The sequence below is a fragment of the Nocardioides sp. zg-1308 genome (assembly GCF_013155375.1).
Lineage (GTDB): Bacteria > Actinomycetota > Actinomycetes > Propionibacteriales > Nocardioidaceae > Nocardioides > Nocardioides renjunii.
Window position 1 is genome coordinate 76,391 of the sequence record NZ_JABJQY010000001.1, and the last position, 11,757, is coordinate 88,147.

Annotated in this window: 13 protein-coding genes; 5 read left to right on the forward strand and 8 right to left on the reverse strand. The window is 73.3% G+C overall.

Annotated features, from left to right (window positions below):
- Positions 1-13: 13 nt before the first annotated feature.
- Positions 14-1,147: a D-alanine--D-alanine ligase family protein gene (locus HN031_RS00375; RefSeq protein WP_172264750.1), complete on the reverse strand. Its 1,134-nt coding sequence runs from the start codon at positions 1,145-1,147 to the stop codon at positions 14-16.
- Positions 1,148-1,179: 32 nt separating this feature from the next.
- Here HN031_RS00375 and HN031_RS00380 point away from each other — a divergent pair, with 32 nt between their 5' ends.
- Positions 1,180-2,274 (forward strand): PLP-dependent aspartate aminotransferase family protein, encoded by a 1,095-nt coding sequence (locus HN031_RS00380; RefSeq protein WP_172264753.1) that lies wholly within the window; start codon positions 1,180-1,182, stop codon positions 2,272-2,274.
- Positions 2,275-2,278: 4 nt separating this feature from the next.
- On the opposite strand, the gene HN031_RS00385 is transcribed toward HN031_RS00380, so the two are convergent.
- Both HN031_RS00385 and HN031_RS00390 read right to left on the reverse strand, forming a co-directional pair.
- Positions 2,279-3,280 (reverse strand): NAD(P)H-dependent glycerol-3-phosphate dehydrogenase, encoded by a 1,002-nt coding sequence (locus tag HN031_RS00385; protein ID WP_172264756.1) that lies wholly within the window; start codon positions 3,278-3,280, stop codon positions 2,279-2,281.
- Positions 3,277-4,068: a lysophospholipid acyltransferase family protein gene (locus HN031_RS00390; RefSeq protein ID WP_322425584.1), complete on the reverse strand. Its 792-nt coding sequence runs from the start codon at positions 4,066-4,068 to the stop codon at positions 3,277-3,279. The genes HN031_RS00385 and HN031_RS00390 overlap by 4 nt, the downstream gene beginning before the upstream one ends.
- A gap of 137 nt (positions 4,069-4,205) precedes the next feature.
- Here HN031_RS00390 and cofC point away from each other — a divergent pair, with 137 nt between their 5' ends.
- Positions 4,206-4,895 (forward strand): 2-phospho-L-lactate guanylyltransferase, encoded by a 690-nt coding sequence (cofC, locus tag HN031_RS00395; protein ID WP_172264759.1) that lies wholly within the window; start codon positions 4,206-4,208, stop codon positions 4,893-4,895.
- Between the two features lie 35 nt (positions 4,896-4,930).
- Here the strand turns inward: cofC and HN031_RS00400 are convergent, their stop codons facing one another.
- The 3 genes from HN031_RS00400 to leuC all read right to left on the reverse strand — a co-directional run bounded on the left by HN031_RS00400 (position 4,931) and on the right by leuC (position 7,749).
- On the reverse strand, positions 4,931-5,623 hold the full coding sequence (locus tag HN031_RS00400; protein WP_172264762.1) for an HU family DNA-binding protein: 693 nt from the start codon (positions 5,621-5,623) through the stop codon (positions 4,931-4,933).
- A 116-nt stretch (positions 5,624-5,739) separates the two neighbouring features.
- Positions 5,740-6,339 (reverse strand): 3-isopropylmalate dehydratase small subunit, encoded by a 600-nt coding sequence (gene leuD, locus HN031_RS00405; protein ID WP_172264765.1) that lies wholly within the window; start codon positions 6,337-6,339, stop codon positions 5,740-5,742.
- Between the two features lie 3 nt (positions 6,340-6,342).
- A complete protein-coding gene (gene leuC / locus HN031_RS00410) occupies positions 6,343-7,749 on the reverse strand; it encodes a 3-isopropylmalate dehydratase large subunit (protein WP_172264768.1) in 1,407 nt (468 codons plus the stop codon).
- Positions 7,750-7,827: 78 nt separating this feature from the next.
- Between leuC and HN031_RS00415 the strand changes: the two genes are divergently transcribed.
- The 3 genes from HN031_RS00415 to HN031_RS00425 all read left to right on the forward strand — a co-directional run bounded on the left by HN031_RS00415 (position 7,828) and on the right by HN031_RS00425 (position 9,755).
- A complete protein-coding gene (locus tag HN031_RS00415; protein WP_090972091.1) occupies positions 7,828-8,550 on the forward strand; it encodes an IclR family transcriptional regulator in 723 nt (240 codons plus the stop codon).
- A gap of 150 nt (positions 8,551-8,700) precedes the next feature.
- The gene (locus HN031_RS00420; RefSeq protein WP_172264771.1) at positions 8,701-9,285 is read left to right on the forward strand and encodes a TIGR03086 family metal-binding protein; all 585 of its coding nucleotides are present in this window, start codon (positions 8,701-8,703) and stop codon (positions 9,283-9,285) included.
- Positions 9,286-9,332: 47 nt separating this feature from the next.
- Positions 9,333-9,755 (forward strand): hypothetical protein, encoded by a 423-nt coding sequence (locus tag HN031_RS00425; protein WP_172264774.1) that lies wholly within the window; start codon positions 9,333-9,335, stop codon positions 9,753-9,755.
- Between the two features lie 12 nt (positions 9,756-9,767).
- Here HN031_RS00425 and HN031_RS00430 read toward each other — a convergent pair whose 3' ends face one another.
- On the reverse strand, positions 9,768-10,250 hold the full coding sequence (locus HN031_RS00430) for a methylated-DNA--[protein]-cysteine S-methyltransferase (protein WP_172264777.1): 483 nt from the start codon (positions 10,248-10,250) through the stop codon (positions 9,768-9,770).
- Between the two features lies 1 nt (position 10,251).
- Positions 10,252-11,727: a DNA-3-methyladenine glycosylase 2 gene (locus HN031_RS00435; protein ID WP_172264780.1), complete on the reverse strand. Its 1,476-nt coding sequence runs from the start codon at positions 11,725-11,727 to the stop codon at positions 10,252-10,254.
- Between the last annotated feature and the right edge of the window lie 30 nt (positions 11,728-11,757).

Below are 11,757 nucleotides of genomic sequence, written 5' to 3' on the forward strand. Positions count from 1 at the left end.
GACTCGAGCAGGCTCAGCGCAGGCCGGTGTCGCGGCGCAGCGCGAGCTGGAGCAGCCGGTCGACCAGCTCGGGATAGCCGAGCCCGGACGCGGCCCACATCTGCGGGTACATCGAGGTGGGCGTGAAGCCCGGCATGGTGTTGAGCTCGTTGATGACGAGCGAGCCGTCGGGCATGACGAAGAAGTCGACCCGCGCCAGGCCCTCGCACGACAGCGACTCGAAGGCACGCACCGCCATCGCGCGCAGCGCCTGCTCGGTCTCGGCCGGCAGGTCGGCGGGGATGTCGATCTCGGTGTGCTGGTCGGCGAGGTACTTGGCCTCGAAGTCGTAGAACTCGTGGTCACCACCGGTGCGCACCTCGCCCGGACGCGACGTCTCGGGCGGCCCCTCGACGGTGCCGAGCACGCCGCACTCGACCTCGCGCGCGCCCTCCATCGACTGCTCGACGAGGACCTTGGGGTCGTGGCGGAACGCCTCCTCGAGCGCGTCCTCGACCTCCGCGGCGTCGTGCACCTTGCTGATGCCCATGCTGGACCCCGCCCGGGCCGGCTTGGCGAAGGACGGGAAGCCGAGGTCCTCGACCCGCGCGCGGCAGCCGAGCGGGTCCTGCTGCCATTCCGAGCGGGTGACGACGATGCCCGGCGTGACCGGGAGGCCGGCCGCCTGCAGCACGACCTTCATGTAGGCCTTGTCCATCCCGACCGCCGAGGCGAGCACGCCCGAGCCGACGTAGCGCACGCCCGCCATCTCGAGCATCCCTTGCAGGGTGCCGTCCTCGCCCCACGGGCCGTGGAGCAGCGGGAAGACCACGTCGACCTCGCCGATCACCGACGGCACGCTCGACGGCTCGGTCACCACGAGGTCGGTGCCGCTCGTCGCGCCCATCAGCGCGACGGGCGAGCGGTCGGCGTCCACGGACGGCAGGTCGTTGCCGCGGATGGCGAGCCGGGACGGCTCGTCGGCCTCGAGGACCCACCGGCCGTCGGTGGCGATGCCGACCGGCACGACGTCGTACGCGTCGCGGTCGATCGCCGCCAGCACGCTGCCCGCCGTCACGCACGATATGCCGTGCTCGGAGGAGCGCCCGCCGAAGACGACGGCGACGCGCGGCTTGCGTGCGGTCTTGTCCTGCGAGGTGTCGTTCATCGGCTCGACCCTATCCACCTACGCTGGCGCGCATGGCAGCAGACACGACCCCCGACCCGGCCGGCCCGTCCCTCAGGCCCGGCACGATCGCCGTCACCGCCGGACGTCCCGAGCGGACGCCGGACGCCCCGCTCAACACGCCGATCACCATGGCGGCGACGTACGTCGCCGGCGGCGAGGTGGAGTACGGCCGCTACGGCAACCCGACCTGGACCGCCCTCGAGGACGCCCTGGGGGCGCTGGAGGGTGGACGCTGCCTGACGTTCGCCTCCGGGCTGGCGGCGGTGGCGACGGTGCTCGACCTGGTCGGCGCCGACGGCACGGTGGTCGTGCCCCGGCACGCCTACACCGGCACGATGATGCAGCTCGCCGACCTCGAGTCACGCGGCCGGCTCAAGGCCGAGCTGGTCGACATCACCGACACGGAGGCCGTCGTCGCGGCGTGCGCCGACGCCGCGCTCGTGTGGCTCGAGTCGCCGACCAACCCCGCGCTGGAGGTCGCGGACATCGCGACCATCACGGCCGCCGCCCACGAGGCGGGGGCGTACGTCGTCGTCGACAACACCTTCGCCACTCCCCTGCTGCAGCGTCCGCTGGAGGACGGCGTCGACCTGGTCGTGCACTCCGCCACGAAGTACCTCGCCGGGCACTCCGACGTGCAGATGGGCGCGATCGTCACCCGCGACGACGAGCTGCACGGCGTGATCAAGGGCCGCCGCGACCTGGTCGGCGCGATCCCGGGCCCGTTCGAGGCGTGGCTGACGCTGCGCGGGCTGCGCACGCTGCACCTGCGCGTCGAGCGGGCCCAGGCCAACGCCCAGGAGCTCGTACGCCGCCTCGGCGAGCACCCCGCGCTGTCGGAGGTCCGCTACCCGGGGTTCGGCGGCATCGTGAGCATCGTGCTCGCCCAGGGTGAGATGGCGGCCGACCTGCTCAGCCGCAAGACGCGCCTGTGGGTCCACGCCACCTCGCTCGGTGGCGTCGAGTCGACCCTCGAGCGCCGTCGGCGTTGGAAGGCCGAGGCGGCGACCATCCCCGAGGGGCTCGTCCGGCTCTCCGTCGGCGTCGAGGACGTCGAGGACCTCTGGGAGGACCTGCGCGACGCGCTGGACGGGTGCGTGGGCTGAACCCTCAGCCCATCTCCGCCTTGGTGTCCCGGGCGATGAACGAGTTCATCATGTCGAGCGCCGTCATCTTGCCGTCGACCACCGCGTCGACGGCCTCGGCGATGGGCGCGTCGACGCCGGTCTGGCGGGCCAGGGCGAGCAGCGACTTGCAGGACTTCGCGCCCTCGGCGACCTGGCGGGTGGAGGCGTAGATCTCCTCGGTCGTCATCCCCTGGCCGAGGCGCTCGCCGAAGGTGCGGTTGCGCGACAGCGGGGAGGAGCAGGTGGCGACCAGGTCGCCCAACCCGGCCAGGCCCATGAGGGTCAGCGGGTTGGCGCCCTGCGCGGTGGCGAGCCGCGCGGTCTCGGCGAGGCCGCGGGTGATCACCGAGGCGGTGGTGTTGTCGCCGAAGCCGAGGCCCACGGCCATGCCGACGGCGAGGCCGACGACGTTCTTGTAGGCGCCGCCGATCTCGCAGCCCAGCACGTCGACGGACGTGTAGGGCCGCCACGACGGGCCGTGGGTGATGGCCTGGATCTGCTTGGCGCGCTCCTCGTCGAGGCACGCCACGACGGAGGCGGCGGGCTCGCGGCGCGCGATCTCGCGGGCCAGGTTGGGCCCGCTGACGACGGCGATCCGGTCGGCGGGTGCGTCGGTGACCTCCTGGATCACCTCGCTCATCCGCATGAGGGAGCCGAGCTCGACGCCCTTCATCAACGACACGAGGGTCGCCTTCGCGGGCAGGACCGGCGCCCAGTCGGTGAGGTTCTCGCGCAGGGTCTGCGAGGGGACGGTGAGCACGACGAGGTCGGCGTCGGCGGCGACCTGCTCGGCGTCGGTCGACGCGCTGATGGACGGCGGCAGCTCGATCCCCGGGAGGTAGTCGGTGTTCTCGCGGCGGTCGTTGATCGCCTCGACGACCTCCTCGCGCCGGCCCCACAGCGACACGTCGTTGCCGGCGTCGGCCAGGACCAGCGAGAAGGCCGTGCCCCACGATCCGGCGCTGAACACTGCGATCTTCGTCATCGGCTGTGCTTCCTCCTCGTGCGGGGACTGGCCCGGCGGGCGTCGTCGTGGGGGTTGCCGGTCTCGCGTACGCCGCTGAGGCGCGGGTCGAAGCGCTCGCTCGGCGCCACCTCGCCGCGCAGGTCGGCGACGATCCCGGTGATGGCGGACATGATCCGGTCGGTGGCCTCCGCCGTCGTCTCCGGGGTGGTGCGCGCCGCGACCAGGTCGTCCAGCGGCACCGGGTCACCGGCCTTCATCACGATGTTCTTGCGCGGCACCAGGTGGGGCGTCTTGGTGTAGGGCGGCAGCACCTCCTGGGCACCCCACTGCCCCACCGGGATCACCGGGCACCCCGTGGCGAGCGCGATCCGCGCGGCGCCGGTCTTGCCCTTCATCGGCCACAGGTCGGGGTCGCGGGTGAGCGTCCCCTCCGGGTAGATGATGATGCACTCGCCGTTGCCGATGGCCTCGACCGCCGCGTCGTACGCCCCGACCGCGTTGCGGCTCAGCCGCTCGACGGGGATCTGGCCCAGCGCGGTCAGGAAGCCGCCGAGGTGCTTGTTGCGGAACAGCCCGGACTTCGCGAGGTAGCGCGGCAGCCGGCCGTGGTCGTAGACGAAGTGCGCCGACAGCAGGGGGTCGACGTGGGAGATGTGGTTGAGCGCGACGATGCAGCCGCCCGTGGCGGGGATCTTCTCGCCGTCGATCCAGGTGCGCGAGGTCGCGGTGAGCAGCGTCGGCTTGAGGATGCTCGCGGCCACCGTCATGGCCCAGCCGCGATCCTGCTCCAGCTTCCTGACGCGCACGCGTCCCCTCCTCGTCGCTGTCCCGGGGCGCTCGTGCTCGGTCCCGCCCTGACGCTCCCTCGTCGCGAGCAGGCTACTCGGTCGCCAGGCCCCGGGCGCCCCACCGCCGCGCTGTCCCGGGTGGCAGGATCCGGGTGATGTCCAACCACCCGCCGACCCCTCCGACGCCCGCGCGGTGCGTGGTCGTCGTACCCGTCAAGCCGCCGGCGTGCGGCAAGTCCCGCCTCGGCGGCGACGCCCAGCACGGGCTGCCGGACCCGCAGCGGCGTGAGCTCGCCGAGGCCTTCGCGCTCGACACCGTCCGTGCGGCCGCCGCCACGCCGGGCGTCGAGGCCGTGCTCGTCGTCACCGACGACTTCCGCCTGGCCGCGGCGATGCGCGACCTCGGCGCCGAGGTGATGCCCGACGGCGCCAGCGAGGACCTCAACGCCACCCTCGTCCAGGGAGCCGCCGAGGTGGCGCGGCGGTGGCCGCATGCCGTGCCCGTGGCCCTCGTGGCCGACCTGCCGGGCCTGCTCCCCGAGGAGCTCGCCGCCGTCCTCGACGAGGTCGTGGAGCACGTCGACGCCGGCCGCGCGGTGTTCGTGCGCGACCGCGCCGGGGTCGGTACGACGCTCTACGCCGCGCCCCCCGCCCGCTTCGAGCCCGGCTTCGGGCTCGGCTCGGCGGAGCGCCACGCGGGGTCCGGAGCGGTCGAGGTGGGGTCCGCGGCGACCAGCGTCCGCGCGGACGTCGACGACGTGGCCGACCTGGGCGCCGCTCTCGTCGCCGGCGTGGGCCCGCACACGTCCCGGGCAAGCGGAAGGCGGGCCACCCACGAGGGGTGACCCGCCTGCACTGGCGGCGCAGCGGTGCTGCGGCGTCAGGACTTCTTCGCGGTCTTCTTGGCCGGCGCCTTCTTGGCCGCCGTCGTCTTGCTGGCCGTCGACTTGCTCGCGGACGTCTTGCTCGCGGACGTCTTGCTCGCCGAGGTCTTGGCGGCCGACGTCTTGGCCGGCGCCTTCTTGGCGGCGGTCTTCGACGTCGTCGAGGTCTTCTTGGCCGGCGCCTTGCTGGCGGCGGTCTTCGACGTCGTCGAGGCCTTCTTGGCGGTGGTCTTCTTGGCCGGTGCCGACTTCTTCGCGGCCGTCGTCGACGTCGTGCTCGTGGACGCGGTCGACTTCGCCGGGGCCTTGGTCGCCGCGGCCTTCTTGCCCGTCACGGACGACACGGCGGCGGCCGCGTAGCGCACACCCGGCGGCTTGGGCATGGTGGCGGCGGTCAGCCGGGGCAGCTTCTTCGCACCCGAGATGACGTCCTTGAGCTCCTTGCCGGCGGAGAACTTCGGCACGGCCTTCTTCTTCGACTTCATCCGCTCGCCGGTCTGCGGGTTGCGCACCCAGCGCGCGTTGCGCACCGCCTTCTCGAAGGAGCCGAAGCCCGTGATGGCGACCTTCTCGCCCTTCGCGACCTCACGGGTGATGGTGTCGAGGACCGACTCGAGGGCGTGTGCCGCCTGCTTGCGGTTTCCCTCGTAACGCGCGGCGAGCGCGTCGATGAGCTCTGTCTTGTTCACTAGCTTCCCTTCCAATGAACCACGGGATGCCGAGCTCGTGCCCGGCCCTCTGCGAGGCACGCTAAGCACATGGAAGGGTGAGGACAATCACCGAAGCCCTTATTTGCAGGGGTTTTTCAGAGGGTGGCGGGCTTCCAGCTCGGACGCTCACCCTCAAAGGCGGCGATCACGGCGTCGTGGCCCAGGGTGATGCCGATGTCGTCGAGGCCCTCGAGGAGGCGCCACCGGGTGTAGTCGTCGATGTCGAAGGAGTCCTCGACGGCGTCCTCGCCGACGCCGGCGCGGACCGTGCGGCTCTCGAGGTCGACGGTGATCTCGCCGCCCGGGTTGTCCTCGAGCCAGTCCCACAGGCGCTGCACGACCTTCTCGTCCACCTGCGCGGCGAGCAGCCCGGCCTTGCCGGAGTTGCCGCGGAAGATGTCGGCGAACCGTGAGGAGATGACGACCCGGAAACCGTAGTTCTGCAACGCCCACACCGCGTGCTCGCGCGAGCTGCCGGTGCCGAAGTCCGGGCCCGCGACGAGCACCGAGCCGGCGGCGTACGTCGGGTCGTTGAGCACGAAGTCAGGATCGTTGCGCCAGGCCGCGAAGAGCCCGTCCTCGAAGCCGGTGCGCGTCACGCGCTTGAGGTAGACCGCCGGGATGATCTGGTCGGTGTCGACGTTGCTGCGCTTGAGCGGAACGCCGACGCCGGTGTGGGTGGTGAACCTGTCCATGGGTCAGACCTCCTGCAGGTCGGCGGGGCTGGAGAGCGTGCCGCGCACGGCCGTGGCCGCGGCGACGGGCACCGAGACCAGGTGCGTACGCCCGCCCTTGCCCTGGCGGCCCTCGAAGTTGCGGTTGGACGTGGACGCGCTGCGCTCGCCCGGGGCCAGCTGGTCGGGGTTCATGCCCAGGCACATCGAGCAGCCGGCACCGCGCCACTCCGCACCCGCGGCGACGAAGACCTTGTCGAGGCCCTCGGCCTCGGCCTGGAGACGTACGCGCACGGAGCCGGGCACGACGAGCAGGCGGGTGTCGGCGGCGACCGTGCGGCCCTCGAGGATCGACGCCGCGAGGCGCAGGTCCTCGATCCGGCCGTTGGTGCACGAGCCGACGAAGACGGTGTCGACCTTGACCTCGCGCAGCGGCGTACCGGCCTCGAGACCCATGTACTGCAGGGCCTTCTCGGTCGCGACCTTGTCGCTCGGCTCGTCGAAGTCGTCCGGGCCGGGCACGGTCGCGCCGAGCGGCGCGCCCTGCCCGGGGTTGGTGCCCCAGGTGACGAACGGCGTCATGGTCGACGCGTCGAGCTCGATCACCTTGTCGAAGACGGCGTCGTCGTCGGTGCGCAGCGTCCTCCAGTGCGCGACGGCGGCGTCCCAGTCGGCGCCCGTCGGCGCCTCCGGCTTGCCCTCGATGTAGTCGAACGTCGTCTGGTCGGGGGCGATCAGCCCGGCCTTCGCGCCCCACTCGATCGACATGTTGCACACGGTCATCCGGCCCTCCATGGAGAGCTCCTCGATCGCCTGCCCGCGGTACTCCACGATGTAGCCCTGGCCACCACCGGTGCCGGTGTGCGTGATGAGGGTGAGCACGAGGTCCTTGGCGGTGACACCCTCGGGCAGGCTGCCGTTGACGGTGACGGCCATCGTCCTCGGCTTGGCCTGCATGAGTGTCTGGGTGGCGAGGACGTGCTCGACCTCGGAGGTGCCGATGCCGAACGCGATCGCGCCGAACGCGCCGTGCGTCGAGGTGTGCGAGTCGCCGCACACGATGGTCATGCCGGGCTGGGTCAGGCCGAGCTGGGGGCCGACCACGTGCACGATCCCCTGCTCGACGTCGCCGAGGGGGTGCAGGCGCACGCCGAAGTCGGCGGCGTTCTTGCGCAGGGTCTCGACCTGGGTGCGGCTCACCGGGTCGGCGATCGGCTTGTCCCAGTCGAGCGTGGGGACGTTGTGGTCCTCGGTCGCCAGCGTCAGGTCGGGCCGCCGGACCGTACGGTTGGCGAGCCGGAGGCCGTCGAAGGCCTGCGGCGAGGTGACCTCGTGCAGCAGGTGGAGGTCGATGTAGAGCAGGTCGGGCTCTCCGGGGGCACTGCGGACGACGTGCTCGTCCCACACTTTCTCGGACAGGGTCTTGCCCACGACGTGTTCTCCTTCGGATCAGGCGATGCACCGACCATACGGCTTGCATCCCACTGGCTGAGATGAGAATATCGCAATATGGACAACGGATCTGGCGTCGGAGTGCTCGACAAGGCCGCTCTCGTGCTCGCCGCCCTCGAGGCCGGACCGGCCACCCTGGCCGGGCTCGTGGCCGGCACCGGACTGGCTCGACCCACCGCCCACCGCCTCGCCGTCGCCCTCGAGCACCACCGCCTGGTCGCCCGCGACATGCAGGGCCGCTTCGTGCTCGGACCTCGCCTGGCCGAGCTGTCCGCCGCCGCCGGCGAGGACCGGCTCCTCGCGGCCGCGGGCCCCGTCCTGGCCCGGCTCCGCGACATCACCGGCGAGTCCGCCCAGCTGTGGCGCCGACAGGGCGAGCACCGGGTGTGCGTCGCGGCGGCCGAGCGCCCCTCCGGCCTGCGCGACACGATCCCCGTCGGCTCGCAGCTGACGATGAACGCCGGCTCCGCCGCGCAGATCCTGCTCGCGTGGGAGGACCCGGAGCGGATGCACCGCGGCCTGCAGAACGCTGCCTTCTCCGCCACCGCCCTGTCCGGCATCCGCCGCCGCGGCTGGTCGCAGTCCGTCGGCGAGCGTGAGCAGGGCGTGGCCTCGGTCTCGGCCCCCGTCCGCTCCCCCGGCGGCAAGGTCATCGCCGCCGTGTCGGTCTCCGGCCCCCTCGAGCGCCTCTCCCGCCAGCCCGGGCGGATGCACGCGCCCGCGGTCCTCGCCGCCGCCGACCGGCTCTCGGAGTCGCTGCGCCGCGCTGCCTCCGAGTAGCCGAGCGGGCACGTCGTGCCCGTCCTGACCCCCCACCGGGCACTTCGTGCCCGTCCCGGCCGGCTGACCGGCACGAAGTGCCCGCTCGCCGTGCCGGACGGGCACGAAGTGCCCGCTCACGTGTAGTGCATCCGTGGCAGGGTGGGCGCCATGGCAGACCTCGTGGACCTCGGGCCCGCCGGCGAGCGCCTGCTCGCCGTCGCCGCCAACGTCACCGACGACCAGCTCGGGGCACCGACGCCGTGCGAGGGCCGGAGCGTCGGCCAGCTCGTGCAGCACCTCGTCGGGCTGACCGGCGCCTTCCGCGCCGCTGCCGACAAGGACTTCGGCCCCTGGACCGACACCGACCCCGACGATGCCGGCTGGCCCGACCCGGAGCCGGGGTGGCGCGAGTCGCTGGGCCGGCACGTGCCGGCGCTCGTCGCATCCTGGCGCGACCCGCGGGCCTGGGAGGGGATGACCCGAGCCGGTGGCGTCGACCTGCCGGGCCAGGTGGCCGGACTGGTGGCGCTCGACGAGGTGGTGCTGCACGGGTGGGACCTGGCCCGCGCCACCGGACAGACCTACGACTGCGACGACGCCACCGCAGAGGCGTGCATGGCCTTCGTCGGCGGGTTCGCCGAGGGCGGGACGCCCGGCCTGTTCGGTCCGTCGGTGCCCGCCGCGCCCGGTGCGTCCGCCTTCGAGCAGGTCCTGGCCCGCTCCGGCCGCGACCCCCAGTGGTCCGCGACCTGAGCCCGCGGGCGGGTGTGGGTGCCGAGCGGCCGCAGGAGCATGGCGGCATGAGCCACGTCGTCGCCGTCCTCGTCCGCCTCGCCGTCCTCGCGATCGGCCTGACCCTCTACACCGTCCTCGTGGTGCCGGCCATGTCCGAGTCCGGTGACGCCGACATCGGCGCCGGCCTGATCGCCTTCGGGGCGCTCGTGCTGGTCGGGTTCGCCGGCGGGCTGGTCGACGCCCGGCGTCGCGGGGCGCTCGTCGCCGTCGCGTGGTGGCTCGCCGTCGCGGCGGGCCTCGCCCTGGGCTGGTGGCTGGTGCCGCCGCTGCTGGACCGGAGCGGCGACGCGTCCTACGGCGAGCTGCTCGCCATGGACGCCGGGATCGTCACCTTCTCGTTCGGCCTCGTCGCCGTGCCCGCAGTGATCGGGGCGGTGATCGGCGCGGTGATCGGTCGCTCGCTCGGGACGGCCGGGCGCCGCGCGTGATGCGACCCGGGCTCAGAACAACGCGTCCTGCTCCAGCTCGAGCAGCTGCTGCTTGCGCTCCAGTCCGCCGGCGTAGCCGGTGAGCGTGCCGTTGGCGCCGATGACGCGGTGGCACGGCACGACGATCGGGATGGGGTTGCGGCCGTTGGCCAGGCCGACCGCGCGGGAGGCGGCGTTGGTCATCCCGAGCAGGCCGGCGACCTCGCCGTAGGACGCGGTCCGGCCGTAGCCGATCTTCTCCAGCTGGGTCCACACCCGCCGTTGGAACTCGGTGCCGACCGGCGCGAGCGGCAGGTCGAAGTCGGTGAGGGTGCGGTCGAAGTACGCCGTCAGCTGGCGCACCGTCTCCACGAGCACCGGCTCGTCGTCGGCGCGCGGGCCGAGCGGGCGGCCGTCGGCGGGTCGCCGGAACGGGGAGAACTCGATCGCGACGATCGCTCCGTCCCGCTCCACGATGCGCAGGTCGCCGATGGGCGAGGGCATCACGGTCCACATGTCAGTTCTCCTTCGGAGCGGGGGTGTCGGGCATCAGGGTGTTCCAGAGGTGCATCAGGGCGTACGAGCGCCACGGCCGCCACCGCTCCGGGTCGGCCGAGCCGCCCAGGTCGGCGAGCAGCCTGCGCACGGCGAGGTCGGTGGGCAGGAAGACGTCGGGGTGCCCCAGCGCGCGCATGGCGACGTAGTCGGCGGTCCAGGGTCCGATGCCGGGCAGGGCGACCAGCGCCCGGCGTACGTCGTCGCGGTCGGGGCTGCGGTCGAGCGCGACCGTGCCGTCGGCGAGCGCCGTCGCCAGGCCGACGAGGGCGCGACCACGCGCGCGCGGCATCGGCAGGGTCTCGGGGTCGACCGCCGCCAGCGTGGCGGCGTCCGGGAAGAGGTGGGTGAGGCCGGGCACGTGCGTCTCCACCGGCCGGCCGTGCGCGGCGACCAGGCGGCCGGCGACGGTGCGGGCACCGGTGACGCTGACCTGCTGGCCGATGACGGTGCGCACCGCGGTCTCGTCGCCGTCGACCTGGCCGGGCACCCGCAGCCCGGGCGTCGCCCGGACGAGGTCGCCCAGCGCAGGGTCGGCGCCGAGGTGCTCGTCGACCGCGCGCGGGTCGCAGTCGGCGTCGAGGAGCCGGCGTACGCGCTCGCTGGCGGCGGCGGTGTCGCGCAGGTCCTCCAGCCGGAAGTCGGCGACGACGTGCCCGGTGCGACCGTCGGCGGGGAGGTCGGCGAGCTCGAGGCGGACCGTCCCGGGACCGTGCGGCAGGTCGAGCGTGCGGGCGTACCAGCCGGGACCGGCGGTCTCGACGCCCGGCACCAGGTGGTAGGCGAGGAAGTCGAGCAGCCGCCGACCGGCGAACGGCGTACGGACCGCGAGGCGCATGGTGACGGTGCCGTGGCCGGCCGCCGCGCAGCGCCGGCCGCGCAGCTCGGTCGGCGACGCGGCGTAGATCTCGCGGAGCGTCTCGTTGAACTGGCGCACGCTGGCGAAGCCAGCCGCGAAGGCCACGTCGGTGAGCGGCAGGTCGGTCGTCTCGATGAGCACCCGTGCGCTCTGCGCGCGGCGGGCCCGCGCGAGCGACAGCGCCGACGCGCCGAGCTGCTGGGTGAGCAGGCGGCCGAGGTGGCGCGGGGTGTAGCCGACGCGGCGGGCCAGGCCGTCCACGCCCTCGCGGTCCACGAGCCCGTCGGCGATCAGACGCATCGCCCGGCCGGCGACGTCCGCCGCGACGTCCCACTCGGGGCTGCCGGGCGTCGCGTCGGGCAGGCAGCGCTTGCAGGCGCGGTAGCCCGCGGCGTGGGCGCTGGCGGATGTGGGGTGGAAGGTGACGTTGCCGGCGGCCGGGGTCCGTGCCGGGCACGAGGGCCGGCAGTAGATGCCGGTGGTGCGCACGGCGGTGTAGAAGACGCCGTCGAAGCGACGGTCACGGCTCTGCACCGCGCGGTAGCAGGCCTCCGTGTCGAGGTGTCCGGTCGGCGTCATGGCACCAGTCTGGACCGTGACCGGTGACCG

Bases quoted from the DNA above. Each gene is read 5' to 3' on its own strand.
- HN031_RS00420 (WP_172264771.1), top strand. From the start codon at position 8,701: ATGGCAGACCTCGTGGACCTCGGGCCCGCCGGCGAGCGCCTGCTCGCC.
- HN031_RS00375 (WP_172264750.1), bottom strand. From the start codon at position 1,147: ATGAACGACACCTCGCAGGACAAGACCGCACGCAAGCCGCGCGTCGCC.
- HN031_RS00385 (WP_172264756.1), bottom strand. From the start codon at position 3,280: ATGACGAAGATCGCAGTGTTCAGCGCCGGATCGTGGGGCACGGCCTTC.
- leuD (WP_172264765.1), bottom strand. From the start codon at position 6,339: ATGGACAGGTTCACCACCCACACCGGCGTCGGCGTTCCGCTCAAGCGC.
- HN031_RS00415 (WP_090972091.1), top strand. From the start codon at position 7,828: ATGGACAACGGATCTGGCGTCGGAGTGCTCGACAAGGCCGCTCTCGTG.
- HN031_RS00430 (WP_172264777.1), bottom strand. From the start codon at position 10,250: ATGTGGACCGTGATGCCCTCGCCCATCGGCGACCTGCGCATCGTGGAG.
- HN031_RS00425 (WP_172264774.1), top strand. From the start codon at position 9,333: ATGAGCCACGTCGTCGCCGTCCTCGTCCGCCTCGCCGTCCTCGCGATC.
- cofC (WP_172264759.1), top strand. From the start codon at position 4,206: ATGTCCAACCACCCGCCGACCCCTCCGACGCCCGCGCGGTGCGTGGTC.
- HN031_RS00380 (WP_172264753.1), top strand. From the start codon at position 1,180: ATGGCAGCAGACACGACCCCCGACCCGGCCGGCCCGTCCCTCAGGCCC.
- HN031_RS00435 (WP_172264780.1), bottom strand. From the start codon at position 11,727: ATGACGCCGACCGGACACCTCGACACGGAGGCCTGCTACCGCGCGGTG.